The 18,150-nt window shown below is 34.5% G+C and carries 15 protein-coding genes and 1 pseudogene; 9 read left to right on the forward strand and 7 right to left on the reverse strand.

Annotation, left to right across the window (positions count from 1 at the left end):
- Window positions 1-9: 9 nt before the first annotated feature.
- Together ACZZ9T_RS00675 and ACZZ9T_RS00680 are read right to left on the reverse strand one after the other, a co-directional pair.
- Complete coding sequence (locus tag ACZZ9T_RS00675) at window positions 10-441, reverse strand: hypothetical protein (RefSeq protein WP_463440507.1); 432 nt, start codon at window positions 439-441, stop codon at window positions 10-12.
- On the reverse strand, window positions 441-1,700 hold the full coding sequence (locus ACZZ9T_RS00680; protein ID WP_463440508.1) for a putative DNA modification/repair radical SAM protein: 1,260 nt from the start codon (window positions 1,698-1,700) through the stop codon (window positions 441-443). Before ACZZ9T_RS00680 ends, ACZZ9T_RS00675 begins: the two co-directional genes overlap by 1 nt.
- Before the next feature lie 195 nt (window positions 1,701-1,895).
- Here ACZZ9T_RS00680 and ACZZ9T_RS00685 point away from each other — a divergent pair, with 195 nt between their 5' ends.
- The 3 genes from ACZZ9T_RS00685 (at window position 1,896) to ACZZ9T_RS00695 (ending at window position 4,848) form a co-directional block, all read left to right on the forward strand.
- Window positions 1,896-3,224, forward strand: a complete 1,329-nt coding sequence (locus tag ACZZ9T_RS00685; RefSeq protein ID WP_463440509.1) for a hydroxymethylglutaryl-CoA reductase, degradative — start codon at window positions 1,896-1,898, stop codon at window positions 3,222-3,224.
- A 165-nt stretch (window positions 3,225-3,389) separates the two neighbouring features.
- Entirely contained in the window at window positions 3,390-4,460 is a 1,071-nt protein-coding gene (locus ACZZ9T_RS00690) for a hypothetical protein (RefSeq protein ID WP_463440510.1), read from the forward strand.
- Window position 4,461: 1 nt separating this feature from the next.
- Window positions 4,462-4,848 (forward strand): DUF423 domain-containing protein, encoded by a 387-nt coding sequence (locus ACZZ9T_RS00695; protein ID WP_463440511.1) that lies wholly within the window; start codon window positions 4,462-4,464, stop codon window positions 4,846-4,848.
- Window positions 4,849-4,872: 24 nt separating this feature from the next.
- On the opposite strand, the gene ACZZ9T_RS00700 is transcribed toward ACZZ9T_RS00695, so the two are convergent.
- The 4 genes from ACZZ9T_RS00700 to ACZZ9T_RS00715 are packed head-to-tail and all read right to left on the reverse strand — an operon-like array spanning window position 4,873 to window position 9,940.
- The gene (locus tag ACZZ9T_RS00700; protein ID WP_463440512.1) at window positions 4,873-6,279 is read right to left on the reverse strand and encodes a TolC family protein; all 1,407 of its coding nucleotides are present in this window, start codon (window positions 6,277-6,279) and stop codon (window positions 4,873-4,875) included.
- Entirely contained in the window at window positions 6,263-7,576 is a 1,314-nt protein-coding gene (locus tag ACZZ9T_RS00705) for an HlyD family secretion protein (RefSeq protein WP_463440513.1), read from the reverse strand. Before ACZZ9T_RS00705 ends, ACZZ9T_RS00700 begins: the two co-directional genes overlap by 17 nt.
- A 15-nt stretch (window positions 7,577-7,591) precedes the next feature.
- On the reverse strand, window positions 7,592-9,256 hold the full coding sequence (locus tag ACZZ9T_RS00710) for a peptidase domain-containing ABC transporter (RefSeq protein WP_463440514.1): 1,665 nt from the start codon (window positions 9,254-9,256) through the stop codon (window positions 7,592-7,594).
- Between the two features lie 6 nt (window positions 9,257-9,262).
- Window positions 9,263-9,940, reverse strand: a complete 678-nt coding sequence (locus ACZZ9T_RS00715) for a TetR/AcrR family transcriptional regulator (RefSeq protein ID WP_463440515.1) — start codon at window positions 9,938-9,940, stop codon at window positions 9,263-9,265.
- Window positions 9,941-10,234: 294 nt separating this feature from the next.
- Here ACZZ9T_RS00715 and sucC point away from each other — a divergent pair.
- The 6 genes and pseudogenes from sucC (at window position 10,235) to htpG (ending at window position 17,067) form a co-directional block, all read left to right on the forward strand.
- A pseudogene (gene sucC, locus ACZZ9T_RS00720) lies at window positions 10,235-11,426 on the forward strand (ADP-forming succinate--CoA ligase subunit beta).
- Between the two features lie 75 nt (window positions 11,427-11,501).
- On the forward strand, window positions 11,502-11,984 hold the full coding sequence (locus ACZZ9T_RS00725; RefSeq protein WP_463440516.1) for a hypothetical protein: 483 nt from the start codon (window positions 11,502-11,504) through the stop codon (window positions 11,982-11,984).
- 65 nt (window positions 11,985-12,049) lie between these two features.
- Window positions 12,050-13,246 (forward strand): oxygenase MpaB family protein, encoded by a 1,197-nt coding sequence (locus tag ACZZ9T_RS00730; protein ID WP_463440517.1) that lies wholly within the window; start codon window positions 12,050-12,052, stop codon window positions 13,244-13,246.
- Between the two features lie 156 nt (window positions 13,247-13,402).
- On the forward strand, window positions 13,403-14,410 hold the full coding sequence (gene recA / locus ACZZ9T_RS00735; protein ID WP_463440518.1) for a recombinase RecA: 1,008 nt from the start codon (window positions 13,403-13,405) through the stop codon (window positions 14,408-14,410).
- Between the two features lie 70 nt (window positions 14,411-14,480).
- On the forward strand, window positions 14,481-15,074 hold the full coding sequence (locus tag ACZZ9T_RS00740; RefSeq protein ID WP_463440519.1) for a hypothetical protein: 594 nt from the start codon (window positions 14,481-14,483) through the stop codon (window positions 15,072-15,074).
- 97 nt (window positions 15,075-15,171) lie between these two features.
- Entirely contained in the window at window positions 15,172-17,067 is a 1,896-nt protein-coding gene (gene htpG, locus ACZZ9T_RS00745) for a molecular chaperone HtpG (RefSeq protein ID WP_463440520.1), read from the forward strand.
- Window positions 17,068-17,198: 131 nt separating this feature from the next.
- On the opposite strand, the gene ACZZ9T_RS00750 is transcribed toward htpG, so the two are convergent.
- Entirely contained in the window at window positions 17,199-18,122 is a 924-nt protein-coding gene (locus ACZZ9T_RS00750) for a YihY/virulence factor BrkB family protein (protein ID WP_463440521.1), read from the reverse strand.
- Window positions 18,123-18,150: the final 28 nt, after the last annotated feature.

Genomic DNA, 18,150 nt, shown 5'->3' on the forward strand with positions numbered 1-18,150 from the left:
GTGTTTAAGTTATCTTTTGTAACACATGATTTTCAAATCTTCCTGATCATGTTCAATATAGAATTCACCAATATTTCTAATCAGTTTTTCAATTTTATGTAAATCCTGTATAGCTTTAGAATTAATAATTTTCGCGAAAATAAGAAACTCAATTTCTTTATATTCAAGCCATCCTCCTAAAGAATTATTCCCTTCAAATCCGGTTTGCCAATAATCAAATTCGAAAATACTGTCTTCATTTAAAAATAATTCTCCAATATTATCATTTTGGATTTTTTTGAATTGAATTTTCTTAAAATAATCAGCGTTTTCTACTATTGCATTAACTAATTTAATCCACTTGGAATTTGACATGAAGTGTTGAGAGAATTGAGCAACTGTTTTTTCAATATCTCTAATTTTTTGTTCATCATCTCTTATCGCTTTACTATTTATCATCATTAGAAGAGAGTCAATTGCTGCGAAAATTGATCCTGAAATTTTGAAGTGCTTCCTCCAATCAGTAATTTTTTCAAATTCAGATCAGTTAAATGTCTCAGAAAAACATTTCCTGCATTAAAATCAATAAAATATTTTGCTCGGTTTACCGCTGCTCCAAGTTTTTTCAAATGATCAATTGTTAAAACCTGAAAACGTCTCGCTGAAACTATTTTCAATGCAGTCTTTACCCCAATTCCTGGAATACGAAGAATCATCTGATAGTCTGCACTCTGAAGATTGACAGGAAATTGATCGAGATGTCGCAAAGCCCAACTCAATTTGGGATCAACTTCCAAATCCAGAAACGGCATATGTGGATCTAAAATCTCATCTGCTTTAAAACCGTAAAACCTCATCAGCCAATCCGACTGATACAGACGGTTTTCCCTAAGCATGGGAACTGCCGTCGTCAATGCAGGCAATCTGCTATCTTCCAAAACCGGAACATAACCCGAATAATACACTCTTTTAAGATTGTAATTTTTGTAAAAATGATCGGCAACTTTAATAATCTGCAGATCGTTTTCATTGGTTGCGCCCACAATCATTTGTGTAGATTGACCGGCCGGAGCAAACTTCGGCACTTTTCTGAAAATTTTCTTTTCTTCTTTATATTGAGTAATACCGGATTGAATATACTTCATCGGATTGAGCATATCCTGGCGGTTTTTCTCAGGAGCCAATAATTTCAAACCACTTTCAGTCGGAATTTCAATGTTGATGGAAAGTCGGTCTGCATACAAAGCCGCTTCCTGCATCAATAGATCACTTGCTCCCGGAATTGACTTTAAATGAATATATCCGTTAAAATTTTCTTCCAGACGAAGTTTTTTGGCAACACGCACCAAACGCTCCATGGTTGTGTCTGCATTTTTAAAAATTCCTGAACTCAAAAACAATCCTTCAATATAATTTCTGCGGTAAAAATTGATCGTTAAATCAACCACCTCTTCTACTGTAAAAGCGGCTCTTTTAATATCATTTGAACTTCGCGAAACACAGTAAGCGCAATCGTAAATACAGTGATTGGTTAAAAGAACTTTAAGCAGAGAAACACAACGCCCGTCTTCGGTATAGGTATGACAAATTCCGCTTGCAGAACTATCTCCCAAAGCGCCTTTTTTGTTTTTCCTTGAACCTCCACTTGACGAACATGATACGTCATATTTCGCAGCATCGGCAAGAATTTCTAACTTTTCTTTCAGGCGGTCAAAATTCATTTATTGTAGTTGGAATTTATGATAAAGATACAATTTACTATACAAAAATATGTCCAAAATTGAGAAATATCACCCTTTTTTAAACAAACTTATCCACAAACTTCCAAAGCAAATTTACTATATTTACCATCATTAATTTATGCGTGAAATCGTAAACGGTCGATTCCACTTTTATCTATCAAAAATAACGTATCTATGAATCATCAACCGGTAGAAGGTTTTTCTAAACTGACCAAACAGGGGAAAATTGATTGGCTTGTCAACGAATATCTCGAGGGAAACACAGATTATCAAAATATACTCAATCAATATTGGAACGAAAATGCGGATCTTCAGAAACTTCATGATGAGTTTTCTGAAAACACCATTTCCAATTTTTATATGCCCTACGGAATTGCTCCTAATTTTCTGATTGACGGAAAATTATTGGCTCTGCCAATGGCAGTTGAAGAAAGTTCGGTGGTTGCAGCAGCTTCAAAAGCAGCAAAATTCTGGATCGATAAAGGAGGCTTTAAGACCACCATTATTAACACAAAAAAACTAGGTCACACTCATTTCATTATTGATGTAGAATCTCACAAACTTCAGCATTTTTTTAATTTTAAACTAAAGAAAAAACTGTTTGAAGCCACAGAAAGCATCACAGCAAACATGAGAAATCGTGGTGGTGGAATTTTGGAAATAAAACTGGTAGACAAAACTTCGGAAATGCCTAATTATTATCAGCTTAAAGCAAGTTTTGATACGGTAGATTCTATGGGTGCCAACTTCATCAATTCTTGTCTTGAGCAATTTGGTAAAACTTTAAAAGAACAGGTTTCATTAGAAGAAAGTTTCACGCAGGAAGAAAGAGATTCTTTGCAGGTGGTGATGAATATTCTTTCTAATTTTACTCCGGACTGTATCGTGAGAGCAGAAGTTTCATGTAAAATTGAAGATCTGAAAGACGACAGCGGAATTTCTAATGAAGAATTTGCAAGAAAATTTAAACAGGCGGTAACGATTGCAGAGATCGAACCTTTCCGTGCAACGACGCATAATAAAGGAATTATGAACGGTGTTGATGCAGTGGTAATTGCTACCGGAAACGATTTCCGTGCGACGGAAGCCTGCGCACACGCTTATGCTGCAAAAGACGGAAAATATTCTTCATTAACGCATTGTACAATCGATAACGGAATTTTCAGATTCTGGATCGATCTTCCGATTTCTGTAGGCGTTGTGGGAGGTTTAACGAATCTTCATCCTTTGGTAAAATTCTCTTTGGCATTATTGGGAAAACCTTCTGCCCAGGAATTAATGAGTATTTTGGCAGTTTCGGGTTTAGCTCAGAATTTTGGTGCTTTAAGATCTTTGGTAACCACAGGAATCCAAAAAGGTCATATGAAAATGCATTTATTTAATATTTTAAACCAAATGGGAGCAACAGAAGAGGAGAAACAACATTTTGTGACTTACTTTAAAGATAAAACGGTGACGCATCATGAGGTGATTACGGAATTTAACAGATTGAGAGCACAATAATGTTCGGAATATTAGGATCCATCACCTTTATTTTATTTTGAATTTTTAAAAAAACACCAAAAAACAAGAATTTCAAAGATCTCGAAAATTCTCTACCTTTTTCATTATTCTCGGAATTCTGACACTGATTGGTGGAATCATTTTAAAATATCTTAAAACTCAATAATGAAAAAAGGTTTATTATTTTTCATTCTGATTTCTTCGCTTTGTTTTTCACAACAGAAAAATGTGAAAATAACCGACTTGCAGCCCAAATCTGAGGATTTTAATTTCCCAAAGATCTCTTATCCCGAGAAACCTTTAGTAGAAAATAAAATCAATACGTTTCTGCAGGTTGATCGGCTTGAATATATTCCCGGCTCAGAGGTAAGTCCTTCGAAATTGGTTTCATCAGGAAAAACTTCATATTCCAACTACGTTTATTTTTACAGTTGGGAAAAGCTGGAAACTCCAAAGAATATTCTGAGTATTGCTATCGACGGAGAAGCTTCTGGTGCCTATCCTGAAGGATTTTCAATCTGGAAAAATTTTGACTTGAGAACGGGAAACTTTATCAATGCTAAAGATTTATTTAAACCTCAATCAGTTAAAACTATTGAAAATTTAATTCAGAAAAACGTCAAAAAAGAGGTTAATGATTTTCTTGTTCAGTTAAAGTCGGAGAAAAACCCATCGGAAGAAGTTTCAGAGCAAATTTCTATGTATGAAGATTGTTTTACCGATTATACATTAGAAGGAATTGAATATTATTTTGCAAAAGATAAGATCAGATTTATTGCGGGAAGATGTTCTAATCACGCAATGAGAGCATTGGATGAACTCGGTAGTCATGTTGTCGAATTTTCCTACAAAGAATTAGAAAAACATTGGAGCTCTTACGCAAAAAACCTTTTGTCTGAATCAGGAAAAATTGATAAAACCAGTTTTGACAACAAATTGTATAAAGGAAAAATTGACGGAAAATATTCAATCACAGTTTTGATCAATCAGGTGTATGCGGACGGTTCTTTTTCTGCAAAATACTGGTATAATAAGAATAAAAAACTCATTCAATGGGATGGAAAACTAAATGGTCATCACATCTCCATCATAGAAAACGACTATTACAGCGAAGAAACGAATCAATGGATCTTCAAAGCTTTGGTCGAAGCAGATGTACAGAGAAATAAAATTATTGGAACCTGGCAGAATTATAAAACGAAAAAATATTTAAAACTAGAATTAGAAGAATTATAAAATGAAAACAATAACATTAATCTTCGGTGCCGCTTATGGCATGTTATCCGTTATCTTGGGAGCTTTCGGAGCTCATGCTTTAAAGAAAATATTATCTGTAGAAAGATTGGAAAGCTTTGAAACTGGCGTAAGATACCAAATGTATGCAGCCTTCTTTTTGCTGATTATTGGCTATATTTTAAAGTTTGACACCTCATCTCAAAAATGGATTTCCATCTTTATGATTGCAGGAACCATACTGTTCTCATTCAGCATCTATGGTTTGAGTTTACAGGATTATCTGGGAGCAAACTTGAAGTTTTTAGGACCTATTACTCCGCTTGGAGGATTACTGATGATTCTGAGCTGGCTGATGCTTATTTTTTATTTTGCAAAAAATAGAATTTAATTTATCATCATAAAAAATTTTTGGTTAAAATCTAAAATTCTCGTTGAGCCATTTCAATTTATTATAGCTTTTCAGGAATTTAGCTTTTAGTTCAATATTTTTTTCACGAGCTTCAATTAATTTGTTTTCGCGGGAATTGATAAGAAACAGAGAACTTTCTCCGTTGCTGTATCTTATTTCTTCGGCATTCAGAAGTTTCTGATAATTTTTGAGATTATTGGTAGCTAACTCGATTTGCAGATGGTAATTTAAAACTTCATTCTTGTAGGATTCAATTTTTGTATTGATTTCTCTCGTTTTCAGCTGTACATCCTGTTGATTTTGTGCAATCTTCAGCTTTGCAATTTGATAGTCTGCTCTGGCTTCTCTTAGAAATATAGGGATTTCTAATTTGATGCCGTACTGAAAATTATGATCGAACAATGGCAGATATTCTGCACGGTAATTTTCTTTATTAAAAAAATTGTAGGTAAAATCTATTTTGGGAAGAAAGTTCTGCAACTTAAGCCTTCTTTCGCTTTCTAAAATATTTTGTTTCTGAAAATAGTATTGAAGTGAAGCGTGATTATTGAGCTGTTTCGTCTGTATGTCCTGCACCAAAAATTCAAAATCGTTATAGCCTTTATGCTCATCAAGACGAGTTGAAGGAAAAATGAGCTCAGAAATTTCGTACAATTCCTGATTATCTTTCCATAAAAAAAGCTGCAGATCTTGTGTACTTTTAACAAAACTAAGATATGCATCTCTTTCCTGCAACTGGAAACTCTGAAGTTGCGAAACCGCTTCTACGGTATCTATTGCAGGTCTTTCACCGTAATTATACGTTTTTTTTGTCAGTTCTAATCTCTCAAAATTAATCTGTACCGCTTTTCTTTGAAGATCATAAACTTCATAGTTTTTCACCCATTCCCAAAACGTATTTTCTGCTTCCAAGAGTAACTCGTTAGTCAGAACAATCTGCTCCGCCTCTGTCATTTTCAAAGCAAATTTTGCCTGATCCAGCATTGCTCTGCGTTTATCATACAACAAATTTTTGGCAAGCGGAACAGTAACGCCAAATTGAGCCAAACCACCTTTCGTATCGCTGTTATTAAGTTTTTCTCCGTCCAGATAATTGTAAGCTCCGTTGATGTTGATACCGTACCAGGTCGGAATATCCAGTTCTACGTTTTTTTGTTCATAATACCTCGTACCATCAATATTTTTTTCGCCCAACTTACCAGAAAGTACAGGATCAAAATTTCCTCTGGCTTTGGTAATTTCAGCTTCGGCGATTTTATTTTGTAGTTGGTATTTAAATGCCAGTGGATGGTATCTTTTTACGATTTCGAGAAATTCCTGATGAGAAAGCTTCAAACAATCCTGCCCAAACGAAAACTGAAAAAGAAAGATTGCCACAACGGTCAGCCATACTCTATTTTGCTTTTTCATTCTCTGTAGATTTTTCCGTTTTCACTTCATAATAATCCGGTGGGAAACCATTGATGTTTCGCCATAATTCGTACCAAACCGGAACGTCATTCAGAATAGCAATACCTTGCACACCGGTTCCTATTTTTATTTTCGGAGGCCATTGTTTTTCATTTTTATCTTCTATGACCAACGCTTTGAAAAGTCCATTAGCGCTAATATTATTTTCTACGGCAATTACTTTACCTGCAAAAGTTCCGTAGCTGGAATTGGGCCATCCTGAAAATACGATTGCCGGGAAACCGTCGAAAATACACATCACTCTCTGCCCTTCTTTTATGAGAGGCAGATCGACAGGTTTGATGTAGATTTCTACTGCATAGTCAACTTTATCAGGAACGATAGTGGCAATGTTTTCGCCGTCCTTAAGAATTTCACCAATACCTGCTTTGTTGATCTGCACAATTTGTCCGTCCTGGGAAGCAAGAATAAAGTACAAACCCTGTCTTGCGCGATAATTGGCTACCTGATTTTGAAGTTTGGCAATTTCACCATCACTTCCCTCTATCTGTCCCATACTCTGAAAACGTTCGCCTTCTATTTTACTCAGTTTTTCGGTATAATCCTGAATAGTGGCATTTTGCTCGATGCTTACATTCATCATTTCCTGTCTGGTTTGGGCAACCTTATTTTCAGCCGATGTTTTTTTTGCTGCTGCATTCTGAAAAGATACACTTCGCTGCTGGAACTGAGTAAGAGAAACAAGTCCTTCATCATACATTTTTTTTTGTCTGGAGTATTGATCTTCACTTAATTTCAATTCGTTATTGGCTGCAGCAAGCTCTGCTTCTTCACCCTGAAGTTTATTATTGAGCTGACTTATTTTAATTTTCAGCTGATTGAGTTTTAGATCTCGTGATGAGTTGATTGCATCAAGCTGACTGTTTGTAGTTCCTATTTTCGCTTCATAGTAATCTCTTACCCCTTTTTTAGCATCTACCTGCTGCTCGGTTCTTTGTACCAGAAGAGGATCCAGATAATCTTCTTTCACTTCAGAGAGTTGCATCAACGTGTCACCTTTTTTAACGTAATCTCCGTTTTTGACGTTCCATTTAATAATTCTGCCGGGAATAGGAGAATTTAATTGCTGAGGTCGCTGATCCTGATACAGTGTACTTACATTCCCTTTCACTTTTATATTTTGAGTCCAGGGCAAAAACAGAACAATGATTCCTGCCAGAAAGATGAAGAGAAACCATCTTTTTACCTTTGTTTTTTTATTGATCTGATATATTCTGTCGTATGATTGCAGTTTCATTTTTAAAATCTTTGATTAAACGATTTCTAAAGTTCCGTTCTGAAGATGAAGACGCTGATCTGCAAGCTGCATAAGCGTTTGATCCTGAGAGGCTATAATGACGGTAGTATTTTTTTTAATTTTATTAAGGTACAGAAGCATTTTGTTTCTGAATTCGTCATTCATCCCATCAAGCGGATCTTCTAACACAAGTAATCTTTTGTTACCCAACAATGCTCTGAGCAGTAAAATTTTCTTCTTCGAACTGAATGAAATTTCTGTATCTGTCTCACTTAATTCTGTGTAAAATCCTGCACTGAACTGACTTGAAATATTATCAATTCCTATTTCATCAGCGAGTTCGAGTATGCTTTCCGGGCTTATATCTTTATTTCCTAAAATAATATTTTCCTGTACCGTACTTTTAATAATGGTCATATCCTCGAGATACAAACCAATTTGGTTTCTCAATTCTGTTTTATCAATATTTTTGAGGGGTATTTTATCAAAAAGCACAGATCCTGATGTTGGTTCGTAAAAGCCTGTAATCATGTTGAGTAAAAGTGATTTTCCTGCTCCTAATTTTCCGGAGATGACCGTTAGAGAATTTTCAGAAACTTTAAAGTTGATATCATTCAAAATACTTTGATGCTCATTAAAAGCAAAGTTTACCTCTTTGAATTCTAATTCTAAACCTTGATGATGACCTTCCAAAATAATCTCTCCATTGTTTTCTTCGGGCAGATCTGTCACTTTATTTAGCTTGGCAAGGGCAGCAATAACGTCATAGTAACTTTCTAAACTGATGATCAATTTTTCTACCGCCGCCATAATACTTAAAACTACAATTTCTGTTGCGATGAATGCACCAATATTGAGCTGCTGATTAACCAAAAGGTATGTTCCTATTACCAGCATCACGAGCGTAATAATTACTTTGAAAGCAATAATCGTTTTGTACTGCACCACCAAAACCCGAAAATGGGAAGTTCTGAAATTAAGGTAATCTACAACCCGCTCATCAACACCTGACAGATGTACATCGGTTTTAGAATTGATTTTAAAAGTTTTGATCGCAGCTGCAATATCTTCAATCCACGATGCTACTTCATATTTTTTTTCACTTTCTTCAAGACTGGATTGAATTCCGCTTTCCATCGTAAATCTAAAAATAATAATCACGCAAATGATTACAAGCGCCCCGAACATCAAAAACCAGGGATGATAAAACGAAAGCAGCAGAATGCCAAATAAAATCTGAATAATGGCTGTCGGAATTTCCAAAAGTATCTTTGAGATTCCTTTCTGTAAATTCTGGGTATCAAAAAAACGGTTTACGAGTTCCGGTAGATAATATTTTCTGGTATCACTTAGGTTTACTTTGGGTAGTTTTTCTGCAAAAGCAATAGAAAATTCAAAAAAAATCTTCTGCTGTATTTTCTCGATAATCTGCATTACTTTCAATTTGAAATACCCTACAAGCCAGGTTCCGATGACCACAAAAATGATCAGGATATAGATAGAGGTTGCCATTGTAGCTCCCATTACAAAGCTTACAATAGACTGTATTCCTAACGGAACACTAAGCTGTACCAAACCATTAAGTATTGCATAAAAATAGATATTCGTAACATCTTTTTTTTCTTTGGTAACGTATTTAAAAAGATTATTACCGTGTTGTTTGGGCGTAGTAGTTTCCATCAATTGTTATTTTATGATAATAAAAGTAATGTGTCTCAAATATTCTAATACATATTTTTTATGATCGATCTGATCAATATGATTGTCTGTAAGTTTTGGCAAATGCTCACTAAAAAACTGCTGATCGTGTGCAGTCTCCAAAAGGGTGCTCGCAAAAGACTTTGGATAAGGAAAATCTGGTTTGGCTTCAGAAATCACTTCGCCAAAAAAATTACAGAAGCTTTTTAAAGGATTAAAAACCAACTCTTTATTAATTTCGTCTACTTCTTTTACCAAATACGATTTGCTGCTTTCTGAAATGACAATTGCGTGAAGTTTTGAAAGATTATAATCTTCAACTTTATCTTCCGTTTTATTCTGATGAGTAATGATCTCCAGAATTACTTCAATTTTTTCTTTAGGAAATTTCATTTCCGAGAGCCTGAGTTTAGAAATAAACTCAATATACGACCAGTACCAATTGAGAATATAAGTAAGCAATTTGTGTTTTGATGAAAAATATCTGTAAACTGTTGCTTCAGTTGAATTTATTTTCTGCGCCAGCTTTTTGAAGGTGAAATTCTCAAAACCCATCTCATAAATCAACTCAATCGAATGTTTCACGATAGCTTTTCCTATTTCACTATTCTCGGGATCTCTGAGATAGAGATTTTCATTGACTTTAAATTTTAATTGAAATTCCATTTTACAGATCACTTTAGAGTTGAAAGCTATTAATACCGATAGCAATTATTACAGCAAATATATAATTTATATTTTAAATAATAGTAATACTATCATCAATATTAATTTTAAATTTTAGATCTTTCTATATTTTTCAATTTTAAACAAAACCATCAATAATAAAATGTATAACTGAAATAAATCGTAATTTATATTTTTTGTAAAATGTAAAATGACTTTTATTAGGGGTATAGAAAATCTACTCAAATTTATTATCTTTGTAAATATTAAAATTTAAATAAATAATAAAATAATATGAATCTTCACGAGTATCAATCAAAAGAGATTTTATCAAAGTACGGAGTAGCAATACAACGAGGTCACGTTGCAAACAACGTAGAAGAAGCTGTAGCTGCTGCTGAAAAGCTGACTGCTGAAACCGGAGCTCAGGCTTGGGTTGTAAAAGCACAAATTCACGCAGGTGGTCGTGGTAAAGGTGGCGGTGTAAAGTTTTCTCCGAACATGGATAAATTGAAAGAAAACGCTCAAAACATCATCGGAATGCAATTGATCACCCCTCAGACTTCTGCTGAAGGTAAATTGGTAAATTCTGTATTGGTAGCAGAGGATGTATATTATCCAGGAGAAAGCGAAACTAAAGAATTTTATGTTTCTATCCTTTTAGACAGAGCTGAAGGTAAAAATACAATCGTATATTCTACTGAAGGTGGTATGGACATTGAGCACGTTGCTGAAGTAACTCCTCACTTGATCCACAACGAATTGATCGATCCTACTTTGGGGCTTCAAGGTTTCCAGGCTAGAAAAATTGCTTTTAACCTAGGTCTTGAAGGTAATGCTTTCAAAGAATTTACAAAATTCATTACTTCTTTATACAATGCTTATGTAGGAATTGATGCTTCTTTATTTGAAATCAATCCTGTTTTAAAAACTTCTGATAACAAAATTATCGCTGTAGATGCTAAAGTAACTTTGGATGGTAACTCATTGTTCCGTCACAAAGATCTTGAAGCATTGAGAGACACAAGAGAAGAAGATCCTATAGATGTAGAAGCTGGTGAAGCTGGTCTTAACTTCGTAAAGCTAGACGGTAACGTCGCTTGTATGGTAAACGGAGCCGGTCTTGCAATGGCAACTATGGACATTATTAAATTATCTGGTGGTAACCCTGCAAACTTCCTAGACGTTGGAGGTACTGCAGATGCTGCAAGAGTACAGACTGCTTTCGGAATCATCTTAAGAGATCCAAACGTAAAAGCAATCTTAATCAACATCTTCGGAGGTATCGTAAGATGTGACAGAGTTGCTCAGGGTGTTGTAGATGCTTACAGAGCGATGGGAAGTCTTCCTGTTCCGTTGATTGTAAGATTACAAGGAACTAATGCTGTAGAAGCTAAAAGATTAATTGACGAGTTCTGGTCTTCCGGTACACTCTGCTATTACTTTAGAAGAAGCTGCAAACAAAGTAAAAGAAGTTTTAGCTTAGTCTAAAATTTTATATAAATTTAAACCGTTTCAATTCTGGAACGGTTTTTTAATGCGTTTACCTTAAATAGTTATGATGAAAAATGTACACATTCCAATTCCTTGTTCTGAAAAGTGGGACTCAATGTCACCAAAAGAGCAAGGAAGATTTTGTTCAGTATGTGACAAATGCGTAACTGATTTTACTGAAAAGAAACCTCAAGAAATTATTGAGATTTTAAAAGAAAAACAAAATGAAAGAATTTGTGGGAGATTTCACAATTCTCAATTAAATATTGAGAATTCACTGAATATTAAAAACCAATTTTTAAAACATATTCCTGTAAGTTTTCGAACTAATAAAATAACACTTTCTTTTTTTTCGTTGATTTTATTTTTGGTAAGCTGTGGAAAATCTAAGGAACAATGTACTACTGTAGGAGAAGTAGTAGTTGATTTAGAGATTGATACTACAGAAAATAAAAATTTTACATTAGGTAAGCCTTTGATACAAAATGATACTGCATTCAAAGCTTCTAAAAATGACAGTATTAAACTAAATAAGGTATCAACTAATTAATACTTAAATCACAGCTGACAAATCTCATCAAGATTTCCACCTAAAACCCGTACTTTTATCATTACATGGAAAGAAAAGTTTTACAACCCAGATTTAAAGATTCAACACATTTCAAAGATTTTTGGACCAATGGCAATGGAAAACAGCTGATTGACTTTTCCAGCGCTGAAGTGAGCTTTAAAAACTTTGATAATTTTTCAAAATACTTTTATCATGTTGATGCAATCGGTGACGAGGTTGTAAAAGACGTTTATTTAACTAAAAAATACAGTGAAGCATCACGAGAGATAGAAAACTACATCAGAAAAGGAGTTTCAGAAAATGATGAAATTCCGGAAAGCGTAAAAGAACTTTTCAGTCAAACCCAGACGATTCCTGATTGGCTGGATTATAATTTAATAAAAAAAGGTGCAGAACTTTGTATGCGCTGCAATATCGACTCGCTGATTTCTCTCCGGGATTATTGCCTCATTGGCGGCTACGATTATTCTTATCTCAACAAACCACTGATTGCTACTGAAGCCCTGAAAAAAGGTGCTGTAAAAAGACTTTCAGAAACTTTAGATTTTTGGGTAAATGTTACAAGATATGACGCATTAGAAATTCATAAAAAAGGTTACGAATTTGCGATTAAAACCAGATTAATACATTCTTACGCACGACTTTCTATTAAAAAACATTACAAAAACTGGGATACAGAAAATTGGGGCGAACCAATTAATTCCTGGGATATGATGGCGACATACATTGGTTTCAGTTTGGTTTTCCTGCACAGTCTTCACAAATTAGGAAACACCATTTCCGAAGAGGAAGAGAAAGGTCATTTTCACCTTTGGAAATATGTAGGTTATCTTTTGGGAATACCTTTAGAACTTTTACCAAACGATAAAAAAGAGGCAACAGAGTTTTTTTATTTGTGGACATCCATACAGCCGTCATCCGATAAAGATTCGGTTTTGCTTGCCCATTCTTTGCTGAATGAATCACTTGAAAATCCTATTTTAAAATATACGTTTCAAAGAAAAAATCTTCGTTATCTTCACATTTGTTGCACTTGGTATTTACTAGATCACGAAGTGTGCAAAAGACTTCAGATTCCTGATGTTCCTTTTAAGAAAGGATTTCCTGTTACTAAAAGAATTATTAATAAAATATACGATTCTACAGTAAGCAGAGAAGCAAGAATTAAAAAAGGAAACAAAGATCAGATAAAAGTTTTGGAAGATTATTTGAGAGTTACTCAAAGTTCAAATTTTCATTAGATTTTTAAAAATAAAAATAAATTAGATAAAACATTTTCACTTTTTAAAAGGGGTGAAATTTATCATTTTTTTAACGCTAAAAACTATTTCCAGAAACAAATAAAATTAGCTTTTGAATTTTAAATTCCGTAATTTTGATAATTATAAGAATACGAAATGAGCAATTTAGACGATAAGAAAAAAGCACTTGCATTGGTGCTTGACAAACTAGATAAAACATACGGAAAAGGAACTGTGATGACTTTGGGAGACAGTGCAATTGACACTACGATTGAAGTAATCCCTTCCGGATCATTAGGATTAGACATCGCTTTGGGCGTTGGAGGATATCCAAGAGGAAGAATCATTGAGATCTACGGACCTGAATCTTCTGGTAAAACAACATTAACTTTACATGCCATCGCAGAAGCTCAGAAAGCAGGCGGAATCGCAGCATTTATTGATGCTGAGCACGCTTTTGACAGAGGTTACGCAGGAAAATTAGGAATCGATCTTGAAAATCTGATTATTTCTCAACCGGATAATGGTGAACAGGCTTTGGAAATTGCCGATAACTTAATCCGTTCAGGGGCGATTGATATTGTGGTAATTGACTCCGTAGCAGCATTGACTCCAAAAGCAGAGATTGAAGGCGAAATGGGAGATTCTAAAATGGGTCTTCATGCAAGATTGATGTCTCAGGCTTTGAGAAAACTGACCGCAACGATTTCAAGAACAAAATGTACAGTGATTTTCATCAACCAGTTGAGAGAAAAAATCGGGGTTATGTTCGGAAATCCTGAAACGACTACAGGTGGTAATGCTTTGAAGTTTTACGCTTCAGTAAGAGTAGATATCAGAAAAGCGAGTGCGCCTATTAAAAATGGTGATGAAGCAGTGGGTAGCCGTGTAAAAGTGAAGATTGTGAAGAATAAAGTTGCTCCACCTTTTAAAATGGCAGAATTTGACATTATGTATGGTGAAGGAGTTTCTAAAACCGGTGAAATCTTAGATACTGCAGTTGACATGGGAATTGTAAAGAAAAGTGGTTCTTGGTTCAGCTATGGCGAAACTAAATTAGGTCAGGGTCGTGACGGTGTAAGAGATTTGCTGAAAGACAATCCTGAACTGGCTGAAGAGCTTGAAGCAAAAGTAAAAGAAGAAATTATCAACAACAAAAAATAATTTGTTTTGGTTACAATATTGAAGACAGCCTTTCAGCTGTCTTTTTTTGTATTATATAAAAACAGGGACTATGAAAACAAAAATTTTAATTTCAATTACGTTATTTTTATTTATATTTTCTAATGCGCAAAACTACGCTTCTGAACATCTTATATTTAAAAACGTTCCGATAGACGGCACTCTTGCAGACTATATTCTCAAGATGAAAAAAAATGGACTAACTCATTTGAGTACTGAAGATGGAAAAGCGATCTTGCAAGGTGATTTTGCAGGATATAAGGATTGCCATATCGGAGTTTCAACATTAAAAATGGCAGATTTAGTTTCAAAAATTGCAGTTGTATTTCCTGAAAAAGAAACATGGTCATCACTTTCAGACAACTATTTTAATTTAAAAAAAATGCTAAGCGAAAAATATGGAGAACCGTCAGATGTTTTAGAAAAATTTGTAACAAAATCCTATTCTCAGCCTGAAGATGAAAGTTCTAAAATGTATCAAGTTAAATTTGACAACTGTAAATATTATTCAATTTGGGAAACTGACAAAGGACAAATTCAATTATCTATAGAACACAATGGTGTTATCAGTTGCTTTGTAAAATTAATGTATTTTGACAAAATTAATGGTAACAGAATTTATGATAAGGCTAAAGATGATTTATAAAAATAGATAAAAACCAAGATTAAAATGCCAATCTGTCACTTTCCGTTCAATGGTATTCCTTTTGAGAATTCATAATCAAATTTAAAAAATCTAAAAAATGACAAAAGGAAATATCAATGTTTCGGTGGAAAATATCTTCCCGCTGATTAAGAAATTTTTGTACAGCGACCACGAAATATTTTTAAGAGAATTAATTTCAAACTCCACTGATGCCACTTTAAAATTAAAACATTTAACCAACATCGGTGAAGCCAAAGTAGATTACGGGAATCCGAAAATCGAGGTCAGAATAGATAAAGAAAACAAAAAACTTCACATCATCGACCAAGGTTTGGGAATGACCGCTGAAGAAGTAGAAAAGTATATCAATCAGGTTGCATTTTCCGGAGCTGAAGAATTCTTAGATAAGTATAAAGATTCTGCGAAAGATTCAGGAATTATCGGACATTTCGGTTTAGGTTTTTACTCCGCTTTTATGGTGGCTGAAAAAGTTGAAATCCTCACTAAATCTTATCGTGAGGAAAATCCTGCAGTTCGCTGGATCTGTGATGGAAGTCCGGAATTTACTTTAGAAGAAACTACTGAAAAAACTGACAGAGGTACAGAAATTATCCTTCACATCGCCGAAGATTCTACAGAATTTTTAGAAGAAAGTAAAATCCGTGAGTTGTTGACGAAATACAACAAATTCATGCCTGTTCCTATTAAATTCGGAACAAAAACAGAAACACTCCCTTTACCTGAAGGAGCTGCTGAAGATGCCGTTGCAGAAAAGATTGAAGTAGATAACATTGTTAACAATCCTACTCCAGCCTGGACGAAATCTCCAAGTGAATTGAAAGATGAAGATTACAAAGCGTTCTACCACGAGTTGTATCCTATGCAGTTTGAAGAGCCTTTATTTAACATCCATTTGAATGTTGATTATCCCTTCAACTTAACGGGAGTTTTGTATTTCCCGAAATTGGCGAACAGTTTAAACATTGAAAAAGATAAAATTCAATTATATCAAAACCAGGTTTTCGTAACGGATGAGGTGAAAGGAATTGTTCCTGACTTTTTGATGCTGTTGAGAGGTGTGATTGATTCTCCGGATATTCCGTTGAATGTTTCGCGTTCTTATTTACAAGCCGACGGTGCGGTGAAGAAAATCTCTTCTTACATTACGAAAAAAGTTGCCGACAAAATGGTCTCTTTAATCAATGAAAACCGTGAAGATTACAATAAAAAATGGAACGACATCAAAATCGTTATCGAATACGGGATGATTTCTGAAGACAAATTCTTCGAAAAATCTGACAAATTTGCATTGTACCCTACAACAGACGGAAACTATTTCCTATGGAATGAATTGGAAGAAAAAATCAAGCCGTCTCAAACTGATAAAGACGGTAACATGGTTATCCTTTATGCTACCAATGCCGATGAGCAGCATTCTTACATTCAATCTGCAAAAGATAAAGGATATGAAGTGATACTTTTAGATTCGCCGATTGTTCCGCATTTAATTCAGAAATTAGAGACTTCAAAAGAGAAAATTTCCTTCGCAAGAGTAGATGCAGACCACATCAATAATTTGATTAAGAAAGATGAACCAGCGATTTCTAAATTAAATGAAACCGAAAAAGAAACGCTGAAGAAAAACGTAGAAGAGTCTATTAAAGATACAAAATTCACGGTTCAGCTTGAGGATTTAGACAGTACAGATGCTCCGTTTACCATTACCCAACCCGAATTTATGCGCAGAATGAAAGATATGCAGGCAACCGGTGGTGGCGGAATGTTCGGAATGGGCGGTTTCCCGGAAATGTATAATTTGGTGGTCAATTCTAACAGTGAATTTGCGAATCAAATTCTGAAAACTGAGGATGTTGAAAGTAAAGAAAGTTTGATTAAATATGCCTTAGATTTGGCTAAGCTTTCTCAAAATTTGTTGAAAGGAAAAGACTTGACAGACTTCATCCAGAGAAGTTACAAACAGTTGGAAAAATAATGTGTAGAAAACCTTCAGGGTTTACATGATTAAATATTTTCGGCGGCACCTTTGGTGCCGCCGAAATTGTATCTAAAAAAATACTTATAAGTAAAATTTACTATTGTTTTTCAATTTGTGAAGGCAGAGTGTTAAACTTTCATGTTTAATTGACTGTCTTTATATAACTTAGAATTACTCCATTTTGCATGTTTTGATGGTGCTATTTTATACCCTTTTTTGTAGGTGTATACTTTCGTAAATTCTGCGCCGAAAAAAATCATCATACACGAATAGTTAATCCACAACATGACCAAAATAATAGTTCCTGCGGCTCCAAATGCGGAAGTAGGTTTAAGTTCACTGAAATATAAGCTGAGCAGAAATTTACCTAAAGTAAATAGTACGGAAGTCAGGATCGCTCCTTTCCATACAGACTTCCAGCTAATTTCCACATCAGGAAGTACCTTAAACATCATTGCAAAGAGTAAAACAGTAATGACAAAACCTACTGAAAAATTGATGACCTCCACCAAATAGTAGGTTTCGAGTCCGAAATATCTGGTGAGAAAATTATTAAGCAAACTGATTATCAGTGTTAAAACCATAGTGATCATTAGTAAAAATCCAATAATAAGGATCATACCAAGCGAGTTGGCACGGTCTAATAAAAATTTCACAAAAGCCTTTTTGGGAGCTGGTTCTACATCCCAGAGACTGTTTAATGATTTCTGTAATTGAAAAAACAATGTAGTGGAACCGAAAACAAGCGAACCAATACCAATAATTTTCATGAAGATATTTTCTTTGTCAATCAATGCACCTGCGATCATCTCTTCAATACTTTTGGCGGCATCTGCACCCATCATTCCGCTGATTTGTGTACTGATCTGTCCACGTATAGCTTCTTCACCAAAGAAGTACCCGGCAAGCCAGATAATAATAATTAATAATCCCGGAATTGAGAAAATAGCATAATATGCTAAGCTTGCAGAATCGTTCGATGCTGAAGAATTATTCCATTCTTTGAATGTTTCTTTTACAGTCTCCCAGAAAAATTTGAGTTCTTTAAGCATCATTTTATGATTAAATATTACGTTTGAA

The organism is Chryseobacterium sp. AC417, from assembly GCF_979258215.1.

Bases quoted from the DNA above. Each gene is read 5' to 3' on its own strand.
- ACZZ9T_RS00700 (WP_463440512.1), bottom strand. From the start codon at position 6,279: ATGAAAAAGCAAAATAGAGTATGGCTGACCGTTGTGGCAATCTTTCTT.
- ACZZ9T_RS00705 (WP_463440513.1), bottom strand. From the start codon at position 7,576: ATGAAACTGCAATCATACGACAGAATATATCAGATCAATAAAAAAACA.
- ACZZ9T_RS00730 (WP_463440517.1), top strand. From the start codon at position 12,050: ATGGAAAGAAAAGTTTTACAACCCAGATTTAAAGATTCAACACATTTC.
- ACZZ9T_RS00685 (WP_463440509.1), top strand. From the start codon at position 1,896: ATGAATCATCAACCGGTAGAAGGTTTTTCTAAACTGACCAAACAGGGG.
- ACZZ9T_RS00695 (WP_463440511.1), top strand. From the start codon at position 4,462: ATGAAAACAATAACATTAATCTTCGGTGCCGCTTATGGCATGTTATCC.
- htpG (WP_463440520.1), top strand. From the start codon at position 15,172: ATGACAAAAGGAAATATCAATGTTTCGGTGGAAAATATCTTCCCGCTG.
- ACZZ9T_RS00690 (WP_463440510.1), top strand. From the start codon at position 3,390: ATGAAAAAAGGTTTATTATTTTTCATTCTGATTTCTTCGCTTTGTTTT.
- ACZZ9T_RS00725 (WP_463440516.1), top strand. From the start codon at position 11,502: ATGAAAAATGTACACATTCCAATTCCTTGTTCTGAAAAGTGGGACTCA.
- ACZZ9T_RS00680 (WP_463440508.1), bottom strand. From the start codon at position 1,700: ATGAATTTTGACCGCCTGAAAGAAAAGTTAGAAATTCTTGCCGATGCT.
- ACZZ9T_RS00750 (WP_463440521.1), bottom strand. From the start codon at position 18,122: ATGCTTAAAGAACTCAAATTTTTCTGGGAGACTGTAAAAGAAACATTC.
- recA (WP_463440518.1), top strand. From the start codon at position 13,403: ATGAGCAATTTAGACGATAAGAAAAAAGCACTTGCATTGGTGCTTGAC.
- ACZZ9T_RS00740 (WP_463440519.1), top strand. From the start codon at position 14,481: ATGAAAACAAAAATTTTAATTTCAATTACGTTATTTTTATTTATATTT.
- ACZZ9T_RS00710 (WP_463440514.1), bottom strand. From the start codon at position 9,256: ATGGAAACTACTACGCCCAAACAACACGGTAATAATCTTTTTAAATAC.
- ACZZ9T_RS00715 (WP_463440515.1), bottom strand. From the start codon at position 9,940: ATGGAATTTCAATTAAAATTTAAAGTCAATGAAAATCTCTATCTCAGA.
- ACZZ9T_RS00675 (WP_463440507.1), bottom strand. From the start codon at position 441: ATGATGATAAATAGTAAAGCGATAAGAGATGATGAACAAAAAATTAGA.